The organism is Chrysosporum bergii ANA360D (assembly GCF_029891735.1).
In the GTDB taxonomy this organism is placed as follows: Bacteria; Cyanobacteriota; Cyanobacteriia; order Cyanobacteriales; family Nostocaceae; genus Umezakia; species Umezakia bergii.
On the sequence record NZ_JANQDH010000082.1, the window covers coordinates 1 to 25,526 of the forward strand.

Annotated in this window: 15 protein-coding genes and 1 CRISPR repeat array; of the genes, 6 read left to right on the forward strand and 9 right to left on the reverse strand. The window is 39.1% G+C overall.

Annotated features, from left to right (window positions below; translation table 11 throughout):
• From NWP17_RS12280 to NWP17_RS12310, 7 genes are all read right to left on the reverse strand, one after another.
• Positions 1-1,059: peptidylprolyl isomerase (locus tag NWP17_RS12280; RefSeq protein ID WP_280655191.1), on the reverse strand; the 1,059-nt coding region annotated here is incomplete at its 3' end.
• A gap of 102 nt (positions 1,060-1,161) precedes the next feature.
• Positions 1,162-2,202 (reverse strand): methyltransferase domain-containing protein, encoded by a 1,041-nt coding sequence (locus NWP17_RS12285; protein ID WP_280655192.1) that lies wholly within the window; start codon positions 2,200-2,202, stop codon positions 1,162-1,164.
• Positions 2,203-2,340: 138 nt separating this feature from the next.
• Positions 2,341-3,867, reverse strand: a complete 1,527-nt coding sequence (bchB, locus tag NWP17_RS12290) for a ferredoxin:protochlorophyllide reductase (ATP-dependent) subunit B (RefSeq protein ID WP_280655193.1) — start codon at positions 3,865-3,867, stop codon at positions 2,341-2,343.
• Positions 3,868-4,165: 298 nt separating this feature from the next.
• Positions 4,166-4,858: a DevA family ABC transporter ATP-binding protein gene (locus NWP17_RS12295; RefSeq protein WP_280655194.1), complete on the reverse strand. Its 693-nt coding sequence runs from the start codon at positions 4,856-4,858 to the stop codon at positions 4,166-4,168.
• Positions 4,859-4,887: 29 nt separating this feature from the next.
• Positions 4,888-6,060 (reverse strand): ABC transporter permease DevC, encoded by a 1,173-nt coding sequence (gene devC / locus NWP17_RS12300; RefSeq protein WP_280655195.1) that lies wholly within the window; start codon positions 6,058-6,060, stop codon positions 4,888-4,890.
• A 32-nt stretch (positions 6,061-6,092) separates the two neighbouring features.
• Positions 6,093-7,286 (reverse strand): ABC exporter membrane fusion protein, encoded by a 1,194-nt coding sequence (locus NWP17_RS12305; RefSeq protein WP_280655196.1) that lies wholly within the window; start codon positions 7,284-7,286, stop codon positions 6,093-6,095.
• 131 nt (positions 7,287-7,417) lie between these two features.
• Positions 7,418-7,753, reverse strand: coding sequence for a hypothetical protein (locus NWP17_RS12310; RefSeq protein ID WP_280655197.1), 336 nt, complete (start codon positions 7,751-7,753; stop codon positions 7,418-7,420).
• 591 nt (positions 7,754-8,344) lie between these two features.
• On the opposite strand from NWP17_RS12310, the gene NWP17_RS12315 reads away from it, so the two are divergent.
• From NWP17_RS12315 to NWP17_RS12340, 6 genes are all read left to right on the forward strand, one after another.
• Positions 8,345-8,608, forward strand: a complete 264-nt coding sequence (locus NWP17_RS12315; protein WP_280655243.1) for a hypothetical protein — start codon at positions 8,345-8,347, stop codon at positions 8,606-8,608.
• 236 nt (positions 8,609-8,844) lie between these two features.
• On the forward strand, positions 8,845-14,775 hold the full coding sequence (locus NWP17_RS12320; RefSeq protein ID WP_280655198.1) for a type I polyketide synthase: 5,931 nt from the start codon (positions 8,845-8,847) through the stop codon (positions 14,773-14,775).
• A 72-nt stretch (positions 14,776-14,847) separates the two neighbouring features.
• Positions 14,848-17,175 (forward strand): PfaB family protein, encoded by a 2,328-nt coding sequence (locus tag NWP17_RS12325; protein ID WP_280655199.1) that lies wholly within the window; start codon positions 14,848-14,850, stop codon positions 17,173-17,175.
• A gap of 87 nt (positions 17,176-17,262) precedes the next feature.
• A complete protein-coding gene (locus NWP17_RS12330) occupies positions 17,263-18,879 on the forward strand; it encodes a PfaD family polyunsaturated fatty acid/polyketide biosynthesis protein (protein WP_280655200.1) in 1,617 nt (538 codons plus the stop codon).
• A gap of 3 nt (positions 18,880-18,882) precedes the next feature.
• Entirely contained in the window at positions 18,883-20,205 is a 1,323-nt protein-coding gene (locus NWP17_RS12335) for a phthiocerol/phthiodiolone dimycocerosyl transferase family protein (RefSeq protein ID WP_280655201.1), read from the forward strand.
• Positions 20,206-20,247: 42 nt separating this feature from the next.
• Positions 20,248-21,714 (forward strand): thioester reductase domain-containing protein, encoded by a 1,467-nt coding sequence (locus NWP17_RS12340; protein WP_280655202.1) that lies wholly within the window; start codon positions 20,248-20,250, stop codon positions 21,712-21,714.
• Between the two features lie 65 nt (positions 21,715-21,779).
• Here the strand turns inward: NWP17_RS12340 and NWP17_RS12345 are convergent, their stop codons facing one another.
• Both NWP17_RS12345 and NWP17_RS12350 read right to left on the reverse strand, forming a co-directional pair.
• Entirely contained in the window at positions 21,780-22,649 is an 870-nt protein-coding gene (locus NWP17_RS12345) for a tyrosine-type recombinase/integrase (protein WP_280655203.1), read from the reverse strand.
• Between the two features lie 940 nt (positions 22,650-23,589).
• Positions 23,590-24,511: direct repeats of the CRISPR family, unit length 36 nt; unit sequence GTCCCCACTCGCTGGGGATATCATTTGAATGGAAAC.
• Positions 24,512-24,885: 374 nt separating this feature from the next.
• Entirely contained in the window at positions 24,886-25,473 is a 588-nt protein-coding gene (locus tag NWP17_RS12350; protein ID WP_280655204.1) for a hypothetical protein, read from the reverse strand.
• Positions 25,474-25,526: the final 53 nt, after the last annotated feature.

Genomic DNA, 25,526 nt, shown 5'->3' on the forward strand with positions numbered 1-25,526 from the left:
TGTGGCTACTGGTTTATATCCGGGAGAACCAAAGATATTACTAAATCCCACATAGTTGGTGCTATCCATTAACCATGCTGTATTCCATCCTTGACTGGGATTAGTTAAGAGGATATCTGTTTTACCATCATTGTTGAAGTCTTTAGAATTAGCACTAGGTAAAACTGTGACGGAAAACCGAGAGTCTACAAACTCACCCAATAAATTTGTGGCTCGAATGGAAATATCTGTGGTACCGCTTTGGTTAGGAAAATAATTGAGTAAAAGTTGATTACCGTTGATGGTGGGGGTGACTAAATCAGGTTTGGAGTTGCCAAGGATGGTAAAATTAAGTTCGTCTCGTTGTGAAATTGTAATGTTACTGTAACGGATAAAATTATCATCTTGGTTCACAACAGGTTGCGCTGGGTTCTCGACAATGAGAGGAAGATCCGTAAAAGCTGGATTAACTTGAGTACCGTCATAAGTTGGTATAGATGCGATCGCATCTATAGTACCTAAGTCATTATTGGAAATGGCTTGACCAAATACGGTAAAACCGCCATTCTGATTATTGAGGTTACTGGAATTATCGTTCAGGTTGAAAAACCATTGATTAGTGGCACTGTTGGGATTATTACCCAGTTTAGCCATGGCAATGGTTCCTCTTACATTAGAACGCCGTGTACTAAACTCATTTTCCACTGGTGCATTGCTGGGAACTATTCCAACCCTTAAATTATTTACAGTAAATCCACCACCCTGGATAACAAACTCAGGAGCGGAACGATGAATAATTGTATTGCTATAGCTGCCACTGTTGACATAGTTCTGGAAATTTTGTACCGTTTTGGGTGCGCCTAGTCCGTTTTGGTCAAATAGCACCACATTGATTCCGCCATTACCTATTGATGTGTTAGATAACTGAAAATTAGCTACTAACCCAGTTGTATAGGGGTCGTCAAAGTAATTAATTAAATTAAGGGTTGTATGTGCTGCATTTGCTCTGACAACAATATTATTAATGGGAGTAGTAACAATGGGAGCGGAGACGTTGCTTAAGGCTTGATTAACACTCATGGCTCAGTTTGTATACTGGGTGTAATTGGTTTTGTTCAATCCGGGCAGTATCTATTTATGCCAAAAAATAATACTTCAAAACTGCTGTCATCTAAAAGCTAATTATTTTTTCCCTAAATTAAAACCTGTTTTTAAATGCAACCAAATTTCTCTCAGTTGCCAAAATTTACTTGACTGGATCATGGCAATTGTATTTTTGGATGTTTCCAATTCTAGCTCAAGATTTTTCATGTGCGCTCTTAGTTGTGATAATTCCTGACTTAATTGAGATAATAGCTCAGGGTCAGATTCTTGTGATTGGGAGTTAACTTGATTAATGCGTTCCGCATAAATTTTACTGGGTGGTGCTTCTAAATAGGGAATATGACCTTGAAACCCATAAACAAATTTACCATCTTCAGAAACTAAAGAATCTTCTTTTAAATACAAAGGTTGCTTAGTTAGAGGACAAGCCAGAAGCGGTAAAAACCAATGTTGATCAGTTGTATTAGCCAAAGCTTGAATATAGTAAGGTTTGATATTGATATCACCTGGTTTCCGGACAATAACATAGTGAGTATTGTGAGTATTAGGACTATCCCCCTTAAGTAAATTACCTAATGAGAGGTGACGAATCAGATTGCGCCAAAAGAACCAAGTCAACTTGTGGGGTGGGTGAAACTGTACATACTCCCACAGTAACCAGGCTAAAGTTTGACCGAAGTGATGTACATAAGTACTATCAATGATTTCAAAACCTGCACATTTAAATATTTCTATCAATCCATTTTCTGTAAATCGAATGTAGTCTCCTGGAAAGTTATGCTGAGGTTGTAGAAAGGGAACAGCAATAACCCCGTATCCCATGGGTCTAAGGACTCTATAAAATTCCTCAGCAATTTTCCACGGTTGTTGAGTATGTTCTAATACAGCAATAGATACGATGGTATCCACCGATTGATCTAGTAAAGGAATATTATGTAAATCCGCCAGTATATCTGGTTTATTCCACTCTGTGATATCAATGTTTAAATCTTTTTCACCTAACTGAATGCTTCTTTGTCCAGAGCCGGCATTGAGAACAATACCATAACAGTATTTACGAAAAGAACTGATTTCTTCACTCAAAGGCATCCAGACCAAGGGATTAGGAAAAATGTTCATAGGTGGTAATGGAATTTTATTGTTGAAAATATCATACACTTTTAAATTTTTTTTGATAAATTTATTCTCAGGTAATGTCCAAAACTCAAAATCCCTCTCCTAACTAAGAAGAGGGACAAATGTTACCTCAAAACCAGACTAAGCACCTACAGCTTCTTTAGCTGCATACAGCACTTCCGCGTTAATTTCTTTAAAACCTCGCTCACGAGCAAATTTTTCGGTGTTACGCTTGACTTTACCACGCACAAATCCAGGAATTTTGTTTAATTCTGCTTGACCGTCCTTAGTCCAGTTGAGGTCAGATTCCGCAGAAATTCCCTTGGTAATCACTTCTTTGGTGTCGTGACCACCGAATATTTCTAAGAGGTGGTCTTCCATACCCAAGGTAAAGGAATTGTAAATCAAGTCTGTGATCTGGTTTGTACCTTCGTAACCTAAAAATGGTTTGTAACCAATGGGGAAATTCTGCACGTGAATAGGTGAAGCAATGACACCACAGGGAATATCTAACCGTTTACCAACGTGGCGTTCCATTTGAGTACCAAAAATCGCTGCGGGTTCAACACGAGCGATCGCATCGCCAATTTCCCCGTGGTCATCGCTAATCAGCACCTCATCGCAATAGTCCTTCACCTGTTCCCGAAACCAGTCAGCATCATATTTACAGTAGGTTCCAGCCCAAACAACATGAATCCCCATTTCTCTAGCCAAAATTTTAGTGATTCCCGCAGCGTGGGTATTGTCACCAAACACCACCGCTTTTTTACCAGTCAAGTTTTGACAGTCAATGGAACGGGAGAACCAAGCGGACTGAGATACATACAAAGTCTGTTCATTGATAAACTCTTCGTAGTTGACATCAGCGCCTTGGTCATTAATCACCTGCTGAATCTTGCGGATACATCGAGCAGTTTCTACTACACCTATAGGGGTAATATCCACATAAGGCGTGCCAAATTGGCCTAACAAATAATTAGCCGTGGCTAAACCCAGTTCTCGGTAAGGAACCAAGTTAAACCAAGCTTGGGGTAGTTTTTTCAATTCATGAACCGTCGCGCCTTCAGGAATTATGGTATTGACTTCAATTGCCAAATCAGCCATCAGCCGCTTCAGTTCGGTACAATCGTGGTTGTTGTGAAAACCAAGAGTAGAACTACCAATAATGTTAACAGAGGGTTGTGCAGTTTTACCTAGTGGCAATTCTCCCCGCTTTCTGGCTTTTTCGATGTAGTATTGAACGATTTGATTAAGGGTGCGATCAGCGGCTTGTAATTCGTTAAAGCGGTAATGGTTAACATCTGCTAACATTACATCCCCTTTGGCTTCTAGCTGCGCCCGTTCGACAAAGTTGTGTAAATCTTCCTGCAAGATGCTAGAGGTACAGGTGGGAGTTAAGACAATTAAATCTGGGTGTTCCTCAGCATCTTTGCGGGTGATGTTGTCTACCACCTTTTCTTGCGAACCCCTTGCTAAAACGTTGCGGTCAACCACACTGGTTGTCACTGGGGTGAAGTTTCTTTCCCGCGATAACATAGAACGCATGACGTTAAAGTAGTCATCCCCTAGTGGAGCGTGCATAATCGCATGAACGTTTTTAAATGAGCTAGCCACCCGCAGAGTACCAATGTGGGCTGGTCCTGCATACATCCAGTAAGCTAATTTCATGACTGTGTTCTCCCTTTGCAACTGAAAATAACTATAAGTGGATAATTATCAAATCGCTTGACTATTGTCTCAAAACTGAGATGGGGGTTTAAAGTTAGTAATTAATAGCTCAAACCTATTCTATGATAGGGTTTTAGCCTTTATATTTAACAATGTTTCTGTTTTTTAATTAAATAACTCTTAATGATTTGAAAAATATTTTATTAATTATTGGTTTAACTTACTAGTATTAATTAGTTCACTAAACGTGGGAAGATGCGGAGATAAAAATACAAGTATTACAAGTATTAGCTCTAAACTAAATTAGTCGCCCGTCTTCCATGTGAATTATTCTGTCTGCTATGTCTAAAATGCGGTGGTCGTGAGTTACTATTAAGACGGCGCAGTTTTGTTCTTTGGCTAATTGTTGCATCAAGTTAACAACATCTCTTCCCGATTTACTATCTAAAGCTGCGGTAGGTTCATCAGCTAGAATTAATTGAGGACGACTGACCAAGGCGCGGGCGATGGCTACTCGTTGCTTTTGTCCTCCTGAAAGAGCAGATGGATAGTAATTTACTCGATGTCCCAATTTTACAGCATTGAGCATGGCTTCTGATTGGCGGCGCGCATCTGCTGCGGATATGTTTTTATGTAATTCCAGAGTCATTTGTACGTTTTGTCTAGCTGTTAAAAAATCTAATAAGTTGTGAGCTTGAAAAATATAACCAATACGACGACGCACTTGTACTAATTGCTCATTGCTGGCTTGATAAAGTTCCTCTCCTAAAAATTTAAGGCTTCCTTCTTGAACTGAACGTAAGCCACCAATTAAGGTTAGTAAAGTTGTTTTTCCTGAACCTGAAGGTCCGGTCATAATTACAATTTCTCCTGGTTGAATAGCTAAGTTAATATCAAACAAAATCCGAACTTGTAACCCTTTGTTACCTAGGTATTGATTGAGGTTATGGATTTTAACTATGTATCGTTTTTCCGGTGATTTAACTATCATTTTGATGGCTATAATCGGTAATTAAGCTTTTAAAAAATATCTGCTGGGTCTAAATTTCTTAACTTGATTGTAGATAAAAATCCAGATAATAAGCACATAAACGTTGCCATAAATAACACAATAAATGCTCTATTTAAATTCATAATCACAGGTAGATTAGTGGCATTTTTAGCCAGGTCATACAAACCCAGCGATATGGCAAAACCTGGAATATACCCTAAAGATGCTAAAATTAGGGCTTGTTGAAAAACTATATTTAAAAGGTATTTGTTTTTAAAACCCATAGCTTTGAGTGTGGCATATTCGGTTAAATGAGTAGAAATATTACTATAGAGAATTTGATAAACAACAATGACACCAACAATAAATCCCATTATCACCATAAAGTTAAACACAAAGCCAATGGGTGTTCTTACAGTCCAATAATTTTTTTCTAAATTTATAAAGTCCTGACGACTAATCACCCTCACATCTTTAGGCAATTTACTTATTAAATCGCCTACAAGCTTCTTAACATTAGCACCTGACTTGAGCTTAATTAAACCTATATCTATATTTTGTACTGAACGGTCTTGAAATATCCGCATAAAAGTGGAAGTACTAACTATTAAATTTCCATCGACTCCAAAAGAAGGACCTAAACTAAATAAGCCGCCAATCTTGACTTTATAACCAATTAGTCCAGTGTAACTAAATATTTCCGCTTCTACAGAGTTTCCCTGATGAAATTTTTCAGCAATAGGTCCAAATTCTGTCCGAGAAGCGCGGTCAAATAAAACCTGATCGGGAAGTCGTAGTAAATGGATATTTTGCTGAATGCTTGGTAAAGTAAAACTTGATATAACTGGTTCAATACCTAAAACGTATATAGGGTATTTTAGTCCAGTTTTTGGGTTTTTTAGTTTAGCGAATTGCACATATAAAGGACGCACAGATTCCACATCTTCAAAACCTAAACTCTGATATAAACGCTGGCGGGGAAAACTTTGATTAGATGTCAAAGATTGATATTGAACACTAATTAAAAATAAATCGCCATCTAGATGATTATGCAACTGTGTAGCACTGTCATAAAGAGCATCTTGGAAACCAATTTGTAGAAACATTAAGACAGATACAAAGGAAATTCCCGCTAAAGCAACAATAAAGCGAACTCTTTGTTTGGCTAGTTGTAGCCAAGCTAGAGGTATGTTAAGAATCATTCAGAACACCTCAAATTATGGGTTTATATAGTTTATATATAAATGAGTACTTGTACTTGTAAATCAGTCAGAGTACTAACTTGTTGGTGATTAGGTGGATGATCAAGGCGGATTTTGACATCAACTACTTTGTGATCTGTATCTGCTTGTGGATTAAGGTCAAAAATATTTTGTCTATTTACTTGTAAACCAATATCAGTGACTTTTCCGCGTAGTTCTCCCGCAAAAGCATTACTAGTAATTACAGCAGACTGACCTAAACGCACCTTTTGAATATCAGTTTCATAGACTTCTGCAACTACATACATTTGCTGTGTACGTCCTAATTCTATTATTCCGGTGTTGCTGATAATTTCCCCAGGACGAGTATTAACTTTCAGCACTTGGCCATGGATGGGCGATCGCACTGAAGTTAAATCCCAGTCTGCTTCAGCCTGTTTGACTGAGGCGATCGCACTTTCAACATCAGTTTGTGCAGCTTGCACATCAGTAGGACGGACTTCGGTAATACTCTGGAGTTTAGCTTTAGCTTCTTGTAACTGCTTTTTTAGAGTTTCTACAGTTTGCTTAAAAGCAGCTTTAGCCTCATTAAGTTGTTGTCGGACAGTATCTACTCGCAACTGTTTAGTTTCTGAGTTAGATGCTGAAATTGCACCTTCTTGATATAACTGTTGATATCGTTGATTTTCAGTGTCAGCATTACGTAACTCAACTTTTAAACGAGCAATTCTGGCTTCTTGTGCGGAAACTTCTCCCATTAACTCAGCTTCCAAACCAGCAATTCTGGCTTCTTGTGCGGAGATGTCTCCGGCTTTCGCTCCTGCTGTAACCCGATTAACATTAGCTTGAGCGACTAAAACTTGTTTTTTGGCTTTTTCCAAAGCTGCTAGGCGAGTGTAGTAATTGTCAAGAATAGCCACTACTTGTCCTTCAGAGACCCAATCTCCTTGATTAACCAAAAGTTTGGCCACCCTCAGCGCACCTTGAGAATTAGCAGCAGATAAACGAATCACGTCACCTTGAGGTTCTAAACGTCCTAAAGCAGCAACAGTAGTTATACCGAGGGAGCTAGTTGGTATGATTGGGGGTTCTAATGTAGAAGTTAAACCACTTCTTGACCATCTGTACCAAGTAACTATACCCATAGTTAGAGGTATAGAAATTACCAAAATTATAGATAACTGACTTATGGGTTTTCTGAATAATTGCTTTTGTTTAGTTACCATAATCATTTTTTTAGTTAGAGATATTGAAATATCTACAAACACATTGATATTTAAAACCTTCTGTACTAGGAACAGGTGTAGAGTGTAGTGTTTTATTGCAAACACCCCACACCCTTGTAATATCAAAGATTTCAGCTGGTTTTATTACTATTTAGTGTTGTTTCTTTTTGATTCTGCATAATTGCTAAGTATTCACTACGTGTACCATCTATCCGATAATGGTCGCAAATTTGGCAGAGTTTCAAAATATCCAATCGGCTGAACAATTTTTGATGCTCAATTTTATTATCAGTTCTCCATCGCCAAAATGTTGTTCTATCAATGCGTCGGTTACTCTCAGGCCATCTTCGTCGCGATAAGAAATCTATTATTTCTTGCTCATAAAACGAGTAGCCTTTTGGTAACTTTAGAAGTTCTTCTCTTAACTCAACTAGCGGTATGAGTGGATCTAACTCAGATAGTCTCATGCCAGCAATTCCTTATAGTTTTCTGTCAGTTTAATGATGTAGAATGCTTGATGCAGCACGGTTTATATGGAATTTGACCCTCATTCTGCCTCAATTTCCATGAAAGAGACATGAGATATTTAAATAAGTTTATATCTCTGTATTTCTCTACTGGAAAATTTAACAGTTTTTAATTACCTTTTATATTAAATATAATAAACACCTTGATGCTCAATTGCAACCCATACGCAACATCTTTAATAAGATATCAGCAATATATATATTAGTAAATAAATTTACTGGGATTAAATAAGGACTCCTTTAATGTTTCTTCTAGCTATAGAATCAATCTTTAGGTAGATGAAATCAGTTATTAATTAAATAATTTTCTCAAATTGATTTATATCCTGTAGTATGAAACAATTAAATTAAAGCATAAAATATAAAATTCGTAAATAAAAAACATGAAAACTAAATATATGCAATTTTTATGCAATTTTTACAAATATGAACTTAGTGTATGGCAGAATAAAAAATCAAGGATTGAATAAGTATTCAATTAATAGTTAATGCCCTCTAAAGAGCATATACACAATGAGATTACAGCGATTCATGCTCTCGTTACCAAGTTTTGATAATCAGAGGCTAATTTTTCATGCGGCTCGTCAAACTCTTCGTAAAGCAGAAATGGCGCGTTTATTGGTGCATGAATGGCTCAATCAACACGATTTTGAGCTAGAAGAATGGAAAAACAAAACCGCTTCTGAGCTTGGTATTAGTATTAGTCAGCTAGAGCAGAAACTATTATCTAATAATCAAACACAAGCAATGAAGACAAAAAACCATGATCATACTGATTCCGAAACTAATTATTGAACTATTTACCTATGATAGTGCAAAATCAATCATTCATTCTAGGTCATAAATATGGAGTTGCATATAAGTTGCGATCCAGAATCAATTATTCTAATATAACTACAACTAGCAAATTCATAGAATGATCTAGATTAAGCTGAGTTAAAATAATTTGTCTTGCTAGTTTCCATACATCTACAAATTATTTGCCAACCGAAATATTTTACCTTGACAAGCATAATAGTGAATCTCAAGTCATGGCTGCTTCTAAAATCGAAGCTGAATTAAAACAGTTGCAAGATCAAATCAGCAATTGTGAAACTTATCTACTCAAGCAAATAAAAGAGAAAAAAAAACCTATGGCGAATCATAGCGAAATCAGCACACAAACGCAAGATACACCAATTGCTATTGTTGGCATGGCTTGTATATTTCCCCAAGCTGGGAACTTAGAGGAATATTGGCAAAATATTATTCAGGAGGTTGATTGTATTACTGATGTTCCGCCTTCTCGTTGGGATATAGATGATTATTATGATCCAAACCCCAAAACTGCCGACAAAACCCACTCAAAAAGGGGTGGATTTATTCCAGGAATTAATTTCAACCCCGTAGAATTTGGGCTGCCACCTAATATATTAGAAGTGACAGATATATCTCAACTTTTGAGCTTAGTAGTCGCTGGGTCAGCATTAGCAGACGCTGGGTACAAAAAAAGGGAGGAAAGTAACCACCACAGGACTGGGGTAATTTTAGGAGTGGCAGCCGGGAGACAATTGGCTGTGTCTCTGGGGGCAAGACTGCAATATCCAGTGTGGGAAAAAGTTCTTAAAAACAGTGGTTTGTCAGATGAACAGACTCAAAACATAGTGGAAAGAATTAAAAATGCTTATGTGGGGTGGAATGAAAATGCTTTTCCGGGAATGCTGGCTAATGTAATTGCTGGGAGGATTGCTAATCGCTTTAATTTAGAGGGGATGAATTGTGTAGTTGATGCTGCTTGTGCCAGTTCTCTGGCAGCTGTACAAATGGCTGTTACTGAGTTGGCGACTAGGCGGGCAGATGTGATGTTGACGGGTGGGGTGGATACAGATAACTCCATTATGGCTTATATGTGTTTTAGTAAAACACCCGCTGTTTCTTCAAGTTTATCTTCTAAACCTTTTGATGCTAGTGCTGATGGGATGATTTTGGGGGAAGGGATAGGGATGTTGGTGCTTAAACGTTTAGAAGATGCGGAAAGGGATAAAAACAAAATTTATGGGGTTATTAAAGGGGTGGGGGCTTCTAGTGATGGTCGGCACAGGAGCATATACGCTCCTCGCTCAGAGGGTCAAGTTACTGCTCTACGTCGGGCTTATGAAGCGGCGCAATGTTTACCTGGTTCTGTTGGCTTAGTGGAAGCCCACGGTACTGGAACGATCGCAGGAGACTCAACTGAAATCACATCAATGATGGCGGTTTTCGGTGAAAACAATCACCAGGGGCAATATATAGCTCTGGGGAGTGTTAAATCTCAGATTGGACATACCAAAGCAGCAGCGGGGGCTGCGGGTTTAATTAAAGCGGCTCTGGCTCTACATCATAAAATATTGCCTCCTACTATTAATATTTCTGAACCAAACTCTAAATTGACAATTAAAGATTCCCCCTTTTACTTAAACACCCATACCCGACCTTGGATAAGTACTGCTAATCAACCAAGACGGGCTGGGGTAAGTGCTTTTGGGTTTGGTGGTACTAACTACCATGTGGTATTAGAAGAGTATAAGCAAGAGCATAGTAAACCTTACCGGGTGCATTCCACCCCTGGATCAATACTGATTTGCTCCCAAACACGAGAGGGGCTATTGTCACGCTGTGGGGAAATTCAATTTCAGTTACAGTCTGTTAATAGAGAGAAGTATTACCAAAGTTTAGTGGCTGAAAGCAAGGTTTTAAAAGTACCTACCACATACCCTAGAGTCGGGTTAGTGGTCAATAGCTGTAGTGAAGCTGGGGACTTACTAGAAAAGTTTGTTGATTTTTTAGCAACCCAACCCAGCGTGGAAACTTGGCAACATCAGGAGAGAATTTACTACCGCTTCCATGGCATGGAGAAACACAAAAAAGTAGTGGCTTTGTTCACGGGGCAGGGTTCTCAATATTTGGATATGGGTAAAGAATTAACCATCAACTTTCCTGGTTTTCGTCAAATCTACACAGAAATAGATCAATTGTTGACAGGTAGCAAGTTACAGCCCATTTCTTCTGTTGTTTTTCCTCCTCCCGCCCTTGACTCTGGGGTTAAAACCACACAAAAAGAAATTCTACAAAAAACACAATATGCACAACTTGCCATAGCAGCTTTTAGCTCCGGACTTTACCAACTTCTACAACAAGCAGGATTTAAACCAGATTTTCTAGCTGGTCATAGTTTCGGGGAACTAACTGCTTTATGGGCTGCTGGAGTTATGAGTCAGTCTGATTACTATCGTTTAGCTAAAGCTAGGGGTCTAGCCATGGCAGTTCCAGAAAATTCAGAGTTAGACAGAGGAACCATGCTGGCAGTAAAAGGAGACTTTCAAGCTATTAAACAAGCGATCGCTCCTTTTCCAGCCATAACTATTGCCAACTTTAACTCGTGCCAACAATTAGTTATAGCAGGAACCACAGCAGACATCAATGCAATTACCCCCCTACTGAACGCCCACGGTTTTCATACAGTACCTTTACCAGTAGCTGCTGCCTTCCACACCTCTCTGGTGGGATATGCTCGCCAAGCCTTCACCCAAGCCCTAGAAAATATAAACATTAATTCACCCAAAACACCAGTTTATACTAACTTCACAGCCACACCCTACCCCCCACAACCAAAAGTAATTAAAAACATCCTCTCCGAACACTTAGTTAATCCAGTTTTATTTCAGCAACAAATAGAAAACATATACGCAGAAGGCGGTTACTGTTTTGTAGAAATCGGACCCCGGAACATTCTCACCAAATTAGTTACAGAAATTCTAGGCGAGCGATCGCACCTAGCCATACCCTTAAACTCACATCCTCACAAGGATAGCGATCGCAGTCTACGAGAAGCAATAATTCAACTGCGAGTAGCGGGAGTACCTCTAACAGACCCAGACAGTTACTCAATTCCAGCCACCATTCCACCCCTAAAAACACCTTCAACTGTAGTGCTAACCGGCATTAATTACACATCTCCCCAACTTCAAGAAAGACAGCAGCAAATAAACAACCAGCAGGTAACCATGAATAACCTACAACAGACCTTAACCGAACTCAACCATCATCAAAATCAAGTACTGCAACTTCACCAACAATACTTAACATCCCAACAACAATACACCCAGCAAGTCCTCCAGTTACTTCAACAACATCAAGTTCCCACAGAAAAAGACCTGCTAATTACCATCGATAACACCCCCCAACCCCCTGCCATACCTGAGCCACCATCAAAAGCTACAGAACCTAACACTAATTCCACCACCTCCAGTGATTCCCTAGACCAAACTCTACTAAACATAGTCAGCGACAAAACCGGTTATCCCGTAGAAATGCTAGAAATGTCCATGGACATAGAAGCAGACCTAGGGATTGACTCAATCAAGCGAGTAGAAATTCTCAGTGCATTACTAGAAACACAACCAGAATCACACCCCGACTCATCCCCTCCCAACCCAGAAGAACTAGCCCAACTACGGACTTTACAAGAAATAGTCCATTATATACAAGAAAAAATCAACATACCCCCCCAAACCACAGCAACCACAGACACCATTCACCCCAGACTTATTGAACTCCAACCCCTCCCCTTACCAGACACCTTAGAAACCACCATTCCACCAAACCACATTGCTCTAATCACCGATGATCACAGCCCAGTAACAACTAAACTAGCAGAAGCCTTAGATAAAAAAGGATGGAAAACAGTAATATTAAGCTTTCCCCCTAAAAATACTCAAAACAACCCAGAATTAGATAACCTCAACCGAGTAGTACTAGAGTATTGGGGCGAAGAAAATCTACAGCAACAACTCCAGAGCATAGCTTCTGAACATGGTTCCATAGGAGCTTTTATTCACCTCCACCCTTCAGAACCCCCAGATTCCCTTACAGAGAAAAACCTCCTAAGTCACGTATTCTTAATTGCTAAATACCTAAAACAACCATTAAACCAAGCAGCCCAACAAGGACAAGCTTACTTCCTCACAGTGACCCACTTAGACGGTCAACTAGGACTAGGACAAGAAATCAACCCTAGTTTAATAGCCGCCGGACTACTTGGATTAACCAAAACCCTAAAACAGGAATGGACCAATGTATTCTGTCGGTCCCTGGATATCAGCCCCCATCTAGATTCCCAAACAACAGTACAACATATCCTAGCCGAACTCCACGACCCCAACAACTTAATTACAGAAATAGGTTACACCCCTGACCAGCGCACAACCTTAACCACCACCCCCCAACTTAACCACATCCCCGTCAAAAATAGCTCCAGTCTTAAAGATCAAATTTTTCTAGTCAGTGGAGGAGCAAAAGGCATAACCGCTCAATGTGTAATAGCCATAGCACAGAAATATCAATGTAAATTCATTCTTTTAGGTCGTTCTACTTTTGCGCCAGAGCCTGACTGGTCAATTAAACTAACAGAACCGTCTCAACTAAAACAAGAAATAATCACCAGGAATCTAGCCAAAAACATTCAACCCACACCAGCCCAAATAGAAAAAGAACTACAACCAATCATCTCCAGTCGAGAAATAGCAGCCACCTTACAAGCCATTAAACAAGCAGGAGGAGAAGCAAGATATATATGCGCAGACATCACCAACCAAATACACTTGACTCAAGAACTCAAAAACATAACTGATCAATCAGGTCTAATTACAGGAATTATCCACGGAGCAGGTAACCTAGCCGATAAGCTAATCCACAAAAAAACCTTACAAGACTTTGAACTAGTTTATAACCCAAAAGTTGATGGCTTAGAAAACTTATTACAGTGCATTCCCCCCGAACAACTACAATACCTAATCTTATTTTCCTCCGTAGTCGGAGTTTATGGTAACCCAGGACAAACCGATTATGCGATCGCTAATGAAATCCTGAACAAAACCGCCCATACTATTAAACGCAAACATCCCCATTGTCACACCCTAGCCATAAACTGGGGACCCTGGGAAACCGGCATGGTCACACCAGTCCTAAAAAAAGCCTTCTCAGAACGCCACATCAAAACTATTCCCATCCAAACAGGAACCCAGATATTCATCCAACAACTCCAAAAGAACCATGGACAGCCCCAAATAATTATTGGCAATCCCATCATCCCCCCGCCCCCACCACTTAACCCAGAATTAAAAACAATTCGCATTCACAGACAATTAAGCCTAGCCGCCAATCCATTCTTAATAGATCACGTGATTGCTGGTAAACCCGTCCTCCCCGCCACTTGTGCCTTAAATTGGATAGTTAACGCCTGTGAACAGCTTCATCCCGGTTACTTATTCTTTAGCTGTAAGGACTTTAAAGTTTTAAAAGGTATTGTATTTGATGACCATACACCACAAAAATACACACTAGAACTAGTAGAAACAGCTAAAACCAATGAAATTGAACTAAAAGCCCAAATCATCAGCAATAATTCCGGAGTACTTCGTTATCACTTTAGTGCTGAAATTCAACTAACGCGAGAAATACCCCCACCACCTTTCCACTCACCTACCAAATACCAATCTTCATCAACTTTAGGTCAACCCTATGATCAAAATGGGACATCAAAGCTATTTCATGGCTCCAGCTTTCAGGGAATTAAAACAATTCTGGAACTTAGTCCCCAAAGAATTGTAACCAAATGTAAATTACCTAACCTGGATTCCTCTAAACAAGGACAATTCCCAGTCCAAAGCTTTAACCCCTACATAGTCGATGTACAAATTCAATCCTTATGGATTTGGTCACAATATTTTTATCAAACAGGAAGCTTACCAGCCGGAATCACCAAATTTGAGCAATTCGCGCCACTACCATTTGACCAAGAATTTTATATCTGTAGTGAAATTAAATCAAAGTCAGAATCAATAGTTACAGCAAATATCATCACCCATGATGTCCTAGGGAAAATATATTGTCAGATGACACAAGCTAGAGGAACCCTTCTTTCTCGTCCATTAGCCAAAGCTTAATCACCACTTAAGGGGTGGAAAGTAATACACCCCTTAAATAAAACCTACTTAATATTTCTTCACACTTGAATTATGAAACCAATCAAACCAGCAAACATAACTCAAATAACCAACCTAGCAATTATTGGCATGGATTGTTATCTAGGGGTTAACTGTCCCGACTTACAACACTTAGAGGAGTACATTTACCGCGGAGAACAAGGGGCTTCTTTCATATCTGCGGATACAGTTGATTCCCATATAAATTCAGTTTTAACGAATAAAATCCTGGAAAAAGCCCAAATTCAACCCCAATCAAAAATAGCCATAGTTGTCATAGCCAATTTAAGTGTAACCATACCTCAAGACTTGCACCACTCAACAAACACCTTAGTATTTAAAGTAGAAACAATTTTTCAGGCATTAACCTTAACTCAACAAATATTAACCACTGAACAAGCCAGCGTAGTTCTGTTGCAAGCCTTCCAAGATGCTATTAATCAAGAAGCCGTCGGTGTTTTACTGTCCTTAGAACAAACCGCCATCAAGCAATCTTATTGCATATATGCAATAATTAACGGTTTAGTTAATACAGAAGATATTTCCCAGCTTAAAGCAGAATTACTGAAAATAGATGACATAAAACTCCAAGACATTGGTTACCTAGAACTAATCAACAAAAACAACCAACAAGTTAACAGCATAATATCCGCTCATAGTCATTGTCCTGCCCTTAATTGCGCCCTGGGTGGTAATCCTTGGGGAGAGTCGGTTTTAACCAGCTTAGTTAAAACAGCCCTATCCTTACATCACAGCTACATTCCCACCTTAAGTAAAAGCTGCATCCCCAAAAACCTAGAAATCTGGGAGAATAGCTGCTTTTATCTCCCTAGAATGTCTAAACCCTGGTTTTTAGAACCTGGACAGCATAAAAGAATAGCCGCCATCCTAGAATTGAACCAAACTTATACATATATTGTTGTTTCAGAAGCCAACAAAACAGTTACTAACAGTGCAACAGTGCAGGACAACTCCTTGCGCAAATCTAAATATTTATTCCCTATCGCAGCCAGCGATCGCTCTACCCTATTAGAACAAATTAACCAACTGTCAGAAATTCTCCGTAATCAAACCGACCTAGCTACAATAGCCAAAGATTCTTATCAAAAGTTTCAACAACATAGCCAGCCAAAACACATCCTCTCTATACTTGGGAGTAACCACAAAGAACTAAACCAACAAATTCATCATGCCATCCCTGGAGTAAACCAAGCCCTAGCAACTCAAACTCCCTGGCAAACCCCCAATGGTAGTTATTTTACCCCCGAACCCCTAGGGAAAAACTCTCAACTAGCCTTTGTATATCCTGGTTCCTTCAACTCCTACATTGGCATAGCCAGAGACTTATTCCGGTCATTTCCCCAAATTTACCATAACCCAGCCATTAGCAGCCTTTACCACCGGGTCGCTAAAATTGATAGAGTCCTATACCCCAGAACTATTCATGAACTTTCACCAAGAGAGTTAGGGAAATTAGAACAAGAATTAATTAACCACCCATTAATTATGTTGGAAGCAGAAGTAGGTATTGCTGGATTATTAACAGCAATACTTAGAGATTACTTTCACATCAAACCCAGCCGTGTATTTGGATATAGCTTGGGAGAAATTAGCATGATGTTTGCCCAGGGCGTATGGCAAGACTTCAAGCATAGCAGTGATGCCTTAAATAACTCCCTTCTCTTTAAAAACAGAATTAATGGAACCAAAGAAGCAGTGCGAGAGTATTGGGGGCTAAACTCCAACTTACCAAATGATTTTTGTGGTAATTATCTGCTTCTATGCCCACTTGAGCAAGTCAAAGCAGCTGTTGATTTAGAAGAACGAGTTTACATCACATTAATAAATACTCCAGACGAAGTAATTATTTTTGGAGAAACTCTCGCTTGTCAACGAGTGATTAAAAAACTTAACTGTCATGCTTGCACCGCTCACATTAATCATGTAATTCATTGCCAGCCCATGGTCTCTGAGTACCAAGAACTAGTTAAAATCAACACCCTCCCCGTTAATTGTATTTCAGAAACCTTATTTTACTCAGCCGCTCACCACAACCCCATAAATCTTGAGAGTCACTGTATTGCTGAGAGCATAGCTCAAGGATTGTGTAAACAACTTAACTTCCCTGAGTTAGTTAACCACATCTATAATCAAAACTGCAAAATTTTTATAGAAGTGGGTGTAGGGAGTAACTGTTCTCGATGGATTAACAAAATTTTATCCGGTAAACCACACCTAGCCATACCCCTAAACAAAAGAAAAACAGACGACTACACAAACATTATTAAAGCCATCGCCCAGCTACTTAGTCATCAAGTAGATGTAGACTTATCAACATTATTTAACCAACCAGACAGCTAAACAAAGCAACCGTTTTTATTACTTAAAATCTTTCAGCTTACCCCTACCCTTCCCACCTTACCCCTCAAAACATCATTCTCAAAAATCATGCTTACTAATTCTAAACCCAGCAACTCTCTACTACAGATTTCCTCCCAACCCTCCAACAGTTATAAAATATATTCTCAGTCCTTAAATGACATTTCCTTTGATGGCAATGGTATTAAATCTAAATTACTTAATTTTAGTCAACCCTGTTATATTGTCAAAATTGATGACAAAATAGGCATCACTAATCACGAAATAGAGGACAGACAGCAACTAATATCTATCCCCCCTATAGGTCTGGCACAGTTAGGGGACAGAGATTTTTTAACTTTTCACCAACTCAAATATGCTTACATGGCCGGCGCAATGGCTCAAGGTATTGCCTCAGAAGAACTAGTCATTGCATTAGGTAAAAATCAACTTCTTGGTTGTTTTGGTGCTGGCGGATTGTCTTTAAACCGCATTGAAACAGCCATCAACCGCATTCAAACAGCCCTACCTCACGGACCCTTTGCCTTTAACCTTCTCCACAGTCCCGGAAATTTAGCAAAGGAGTACAGCACCGTTGAGCTATATCTAAAAAAACAAATCACCACCATAGAAGCCTCTGCTTTCCTAGAACTAACAGAAAGCTTGGTTTATTACCGAACAGCAGGTTTAACCTTAAACTCCCTTAATCAAATCCAGATTAAAAATAAAATCATTGCTAAAATTTCTCGCCCAGAAGTCGCTATCAAATTTTTACAACCGCCACCCTTTAAAATTCTCAAAAGATTATTACAAAATAATCTGATCACCGAACAACAAGCCAACTTAGCCGCTAAAATTCCCATGGCCGACGATATCACAGTGGAAGGAGACTCCGGAGGTCATACCGATAATCGCCCCCTGGTGTGTTTATTACCCTCCATTTTACAACTCAGAGATGAAGTCCAAGCACAATATGGCTACCAAAGCCCAGTCAGAATAGGAGTCGCCGGGGGAATTGCCACCCCCCGGTCAGCCTTAGCAGCCTTTATGATGGGCGCAGCTTATATTGTCACTGGTTCCATCAATCAATGTTGTGTCGAAGCCGGCACCTCCGATTACACCAAGCAGTTGCTAGCTCAGGCGGAAATGACTGATGTGATCATGGCTCCAGCAGCTGATATGTTTGAAATGGGTGTTAAATTACAAGTCCTGAAAAAAGGTACTCTCTTTCCCTTGCGATCGCAAAAGCTATTTGAATTGTATAAAACCCATAACTCCATTGATGATATTCCCCCCCAGGAGAGAGAAAAACTAGAAAATCAGGTATTTAGGAGTAGTTTAGATAGCATTTGGCGAGAAACAGTTGATTATTTATCCCAACACAACCCAGAGAAGCTCCAGCAAGCCATAACCTACCCAAAAATCAAAATGGCCGCAATTTTTGGCTGGTATTTAGGACTATCTTCCCGGTGGGCTAAATCTGGGGAAAAAAATCGAGAAATAGACTATCAAATTTGGTGCAGCCCCGCCATGGGTAGTTTTAATAGTTGGGTCAAAAACTCTTATTTAGCTGAACTAAGTAATCGTCGAGTAGTAGATATTGCCTACCATATCATCAGAGGAGCAGTATTTTTACATCGTCTACAAAACTTAAAAATCCAAGGACTGCAAATTCCCCACAGCCATAGTCAATATTACCCAGAATAAAGCATGGTCACCAGAAAACTCAGCAACCTTGAACAGGCCATGGAGAAACTAAATACCAGTGCTAAAACCTGGAATATAGTCACCATCAGCCGCATTCAAGGCAAATTAAACCCCGAAACAATCAGACAAGCCTTAAATCTAGCCCAAAACCGCCACCCCCCTCTAAAGTCTCGCATTATCACCATTAGGGGATATCTACAGTTTCAAACAGAAGGTACAACCAAAATACCCCTGCGTATCCTTGACCCTTCTCCGTCCTCCTGGGAACAAATCGTTAAAGAAGAAATGAATCAACCAATTGACAGCAGTAAATGCTTAATGCGAAGTGTATTTATTTACAATCACTCCCAAAAGCATTATTTTATTACCACATTGCATCATGCCATCGCCGACGGTTTATCATCCATAAAACTACATGGAGAAATTTTTTCCTATTGTCAACAAATTATTACCAGAAAATCAATTAACTTAGTTCCTTTACCAGAATTACCACCAGTAGAAGAATTATTACCTAAGTGGACTCAGCAACTAAAAGGTAAAATCAGCAGCCTGAACTTTTTTCTAAAAATAGCTTATCAAAGACTTTCCCATGGTCTCTCAACCTTAGCCATAGAGAAACCTTTGACCATTGACCAGCGCCAGAGTAATTTTATTCACAGACAACTTAGTCAAGAAACCACCGAAAAATTAGTTAACAAATGTCGTCAAGCAAATACAACCGTCACCAGTGCATTAAGTGCCGCAATCATATTAGTAATTGCCAAACAAATCAACCAAAGTAAAAAGAAAAACATCAACATTAGTTGTTTAACTCATATTGATCTGCGACGACGATTAACCTCAATAATTAGTCACGAACATATGGGAGTCTTAGCCTCATCCATCATCAACTTTTTTACCGTCAGTAACAAAACTAATTTTTGGCAATTAGCACAACAAATTAAACAGCACATAACAGCTACCAGTAAAAACAATGATATTTTTAACATGGTTTTACTAGCTAAACACTTGATTAACCTTACCTTTAGTCAAATACCAGCCACAACATCCATATCTAATGTCGGAGTAATTGATATACCCAAAGTTTACGGAAACTTAGAACTAGAAGAAATTACTTTTATAAGTTCTCATGCCTTATATGTCGGTATGTTTGTTGTTCAAACTTCAACTTTTAGAGGAAGAATGTCTTTAAACTTTGTCTTTTCTGAACCCGCCATTAATCGAGAGAGAATAGAAAACATCGTTAATCAATTAATGCATTACATTTCATTTATTGTCCTTGAAAAATCCAGCTTACATTCTTTAACTTCAGATTTAACAACCTAGATTCTTCAGCCCCTTACCCGTCCTCTACCCCTTTTTTTGAAAATGATTAACACCACCGAAACAATTCAACATTGGCTAGTAGACAACATAGCCAATGTACTAGACCTAGAAACCACCGAAATAGACGTAAATCAGGACTTAGAAACATATAACATAGATTCCACCAAAGCCATTATTTTAGTCAGCACTTTAGAAAAAAAATTAGGGCTTAACCTCTCACCCGTCTTATTATGGCATTACCCAAACATTAAATCTCTTGCCCAGTATTTAGCCCACGACTTAGAATCCAGTTTAGAAAATCCCAAAAATCTAAATAACCATTCCCTTATCAACTTAGATCATGAAATAGAGCTTGACCCTACCATCCTTCCCAGTCAGCCTCCAGAATTTTGTAATACTGAACCCAAACAAATATTTTTAACTGGTGGTACTGGCTTCCTAGGTGCTTTTTTAATTTGGGAACTACTACAAACAACCAAAGCCGACATATATTGTTTAGTCCGCGCTGACAACACCCCAGAAGGCAAGAAAAAGTTACAAAATAACTTAATAAAGTATAAAACTTGGAGCAGTGAATTTAATTCTCGTCTAATTCCCGTAATCGGAGACCTATCCCAACCCCTATTAGGCATCAGCCCTCAACAATTTTATCTTTTAGCCAACCATATTGACATCATCTATCACAGTGGAGCCATGTTGAATTATGTTTACCCCTACTCAGCATTGAAACCCACTAATGTTTTTGGCACTCAAGAAATACTGAGATTAGCTTGTGCAGTTAGAGTCAAGCCAGTACATTACATTTCTAGCATAGCAGTGTGGGAATCAAAAGCTTACGCTAACCAGGTAGTAGAAGAAGACAACCAACTTAATCATTGGCAAACAATTTATCTTGGTTACTCTCAAAGTAAATGGGTAGCCGAGAAAATAGTTCAACTCGCCAGACATAGAGGTTTACCCGTCACCATTCACCGTCCCCCCTTAATTGGAGGACATAGCCAAACAGGCATTAGTAACCCCAACGACTTCATTAACTTAATGCTTAAAGGTTGTTTACAGATGGGCATCTTTCCAGACCTAGACTATATGTTAGATATCTCACCCGTCGATTACGTCAGTAAAGCCATTGTTTATCTGTCAAAACAACCACAATCCATAGGCAAAGCATTTCATTTACAACATCCCCATCCCATATCCTTCAAAGATTTATTTAACTGGCTACAGCAGTTTAGTCATTCCCTGAAAATAGTTCCCTATAAAAAATGGCAGTCAGAGTTAGCCCATAACGTCACCGACACCAGTCATCCCTTATACACCTTACGCCCTTTTTTATTAGAACAGTGGTCTGAGCAGCAGTTAACCATTCCCGAATTGTATTTACAAGGCACAAGAGCAAACATCACCTGTAACCAAACCCTTAAAGCCTTAGCTGGCAGTCACATTACTTGTCCCCCCATCGACACCAAACTCCTAACACTTTACACCCTTTACCTAAATTCCCTCCATTAGTTCCCCCTTAGAATCTTCTTTTTAGCTGACACCCACCAAGTTACAAACCCGCCCAAATAACCCGCCTAAAGGTAGAGGCTACTACAATCATTCGGGCGCGCGTGTAAATACCGTGAAGTAGTAGCCACAGAAGCATGACCCAAACTTTGACTAACCAAATGAATAGGCGCACCCCTATCTAGTGAATGTGAAGCGTGTCCGTGCCTTAACCAGTGCGGACTAAGGTCATTCAAACCTACTCTCCTAGCAGCCCTTTTAACAATTTCCCAAACCATAGCACGGGTTAAAAAACCCATTCTCCCTTGGCGACCGCAAAAAACTGGATATCCCTTATCACCATCACCCCTTAACTGCAACAATTCCTCATATAACTTACAGGGAATAATCACCACCCTAGTTTTACTACCCTTGCCACATATAGTAGCTTGACCATTTCCATCATAACCATGTGACAAATCCCCCCAAGTCAAATTAGTCAACTCTGTAGCACGCAGTCCACAGTAATACAACATTTTTAAAATCAACCCATTCCGTTGGTTAGTTTCTGACTGTATCAGTATATTTATTTCCTGCTCAGACAGTATGCGTTCCGTCAGTGCATCCCTTGGTTTAGGAGTTTTTATCATTTTACCCACGTTATACTGCGTAATCCCCAACTCGTGAGCAAAAGTCAGCAGTGACTTAACTATATTAGTATAAGTTTTTTTAGTGTTATCATTAGTACATAGTAAATTATCAACCCATTGTTGGACATCATCCAACGCAATATTAACAAGTGGTTTGTTTACAAAAATTAAGAACTTAACAGCAATACGCTTGTAACTGTCTTGAGTAGACCTACTCTTACCATGTAGCCACATATTAAGTAGTACATCAATAGGTTTATCAGCATATTGTGTTACTGGTGTAAATTGACTTAGCGTAGTGAGCGTCATTTTATTATTAACTCTGTCCTATTGGTTTCCTTGAGCAGATTTTTCACCGTGATAAAGTTATCAAGATTTTTATCACGTTTATCAAGACTTTTATCACGTTTATAAAAATTCAGAGCCTGGAAGCCTTACAGCATCTAGGTTTTCCTACCGTGATAAAGTTATCACGATTTTTATCACGTTTATCAAGACTTTTATCACGCTCATAAAAATTCAGAGCCTGGAAGCCTTACATCGCCTATGTTTTCCTACCGTGATAAAGTCATCAAGATTTTTATCACGCTTATCAAGATTTTTATCACGTTTATCACGTTTATCACGCTCAGAGCCTACAACCCTTACAGCGCCTAGATTTTTCTACCGTGATAAAATGATCAAGATTTTTATTACGCTTATCACGTTTATCACGCTCGTGAAAATCCAAGCCTGCAACCCTTGCCAATCCTAGATTTTTCTACCGTGATAAAGTCATCAAGATTTTTATCACGTTTATCACGTTTATCACGCTCGTGAAAATTCAAAGCCTGGAACCCTTGCCAATCCTAGATTTTTCTACCGTGATAAAATGATCAAGATTTTTATCACGTTTATCACGTTTATCACGCTCGTGAAAATCCAAAGCCTGGAACCCCTACAACATCTAGGTTTTCCTACCGTGATAAAATGATCAAGATTTTTATCACGTTTATCACGTTTATCACGCTTGTGAAAATCCAAAGCCTGGAACCCCTACAACTCCATTGACATGATTGTAGTTAGCTTTTACCGAGGTTCAGTCAAAATAGCTGAAAAGGTTATTTTTCCGTTTTAACCTGCGGTTCCTTACTGCATAAAGGTTTCAGCCATTTTGATCATCGGTTTATCGGTAATTCAGCCATGATTTTTCCTGACCTTCGGAAACCGTGTCTAGACTTCTTACCAGCTAAGGGTTTAAAATAGGGGGGTCCCCACTCGCTGGGGATATCATTTGAATGGAAACCCCCAGTTTTCATCCTCTACATACCATTTATAATTAGGATGTCCCCACTCGCTGGGGATATCATTTGAATGGAAACTGTATGCTTGATACAGAAGGGATTTAGAGAATATGGTCCCCACTCGCTGGGGATATCATTTGAATGGAAACGTATTCATCTTGATATTTTTCAATAAATCTTCCGAGGCAATATGTCCCCACTCGCTGGGGATATCATTTGAATGGAAACATCTATTGATTTGATAGCTTCTACTGGGTACTCATCCCCCTTATAGAAAGTCCCCACTCGCTGGGGATATCATTTGAATGGAAACAAGGCGTTTATGTAAACGCCTCCTACCTTTTTTCTAGTCCCCACTCGCTGGGGATATCATTTGAATGGAAACCCCTCCATCACATAGGATGGATAATAGTCTAAGTCGTCCCCACTCGCTGGGGATATCATTTGAATGGAAACGAGGGAACAAACCCTTTTTCTCCTTCTCCTTCTCCTTTGTCCCCACTCGCTGGGGATGTCATTTGAATGGAAACCTTTTGAAAATCATGCAATCATCACCCCCACTAACGTCCCCACTCGCTGGGGATATCATTTGAATGGAAACGTTTTACTTCTAGTGAGTTCCCTCAATTCTCGTTGAGTCCCCACTCGCTGGGGATATCATTTGAATGGAAACTTCACAAGGAACATAGCTACCTCCTATTCCAGCTTTTAGTCCCCACTCGCTGGGGATGTCATTTGAATGGAAACTCACACAGCGCAAGTTTACTTAAAATTAGGAGCTAGTCCCCACTCGCTGGGGACATCATTTGAATGGAAACCCGGCTACTCATGACTGCCGGTTAATTTTTCCTAATCCCCACTCCCTGGGGACATCAATTGAATAGAAACAACGAACCCGACAACCAACTGTAATCATTACAGTCAGTTGGGTTCTATTTTTATCCCACCTTGTCTGACATAAGTACTGTTATGTCAAACTGGATTTTTTAAATGCCAGCACAACTTGTATTGACAGTCTATACAAGAAACTTATACAATTTGTATTGACAGTCTATACAAAAAACCTATACAGCTATGAAGGAAAAATTAGCATCATTTCGGGTTGACAAAGAGTTGTGGGAAGCTTTTAAAGCCGTAGCTAGTGATCGTGGGACTTCTGCCAGCTGTTTGCTTGTGGATTTCATCGAATCGGTTGTTAGTAATAAAGATTGTATTGACAATTCCGCGGTAGACAGGCGATAAGTTTGTAAGCTGTAGTTTTATTAAAACCCACAATCATAGGAATCCCTGTATCGTTTATTTATCATTTCTAATGCTTCCTGTGTATTCCATTTTTCGTCTTTAGGCAAATCTTTTATTGATTCTAAAGATGCAGGAACTGGAGTATTTGTTAATTGATAAACTACTTTTGCAATTTCTTTCGCACAGCTATTCGCGTAACAACATACCTGTTTTTCTGAAAAGCGAATAACTATCCACCTTTTATTAATAAAAAAATTATTTCTTCCGGTGTCGTTAGTATGACAAGTTATGTATTCATCATCTACTTTTGTATACGGTTCATCTATCTCAATATCAAAAAAAAGTCCATCTTGGATATAACAGATATCTGGACTATATGGATAAGGGAAACCATCAATATTTAGATAAGCTCCTGTTATCAATTCTCCTGGTAAATATTTTCTTATACTATTCCTTAAAAAATGTTCACATCTACCTTCTCTAGCATTATTTCCAACCCCATCATATTTATATATTTCCTTGATAAAGATATCGATTAATCCTTTATGGTATTTTTCTATGCTTTCCGGTAATTTTAGCTTTTCTACTTCCTCCCCATATTTTCTCATTTCATCTTCAAATATTGATAATAATCCCGGATATCTTGTTTTTTCTGTTCACC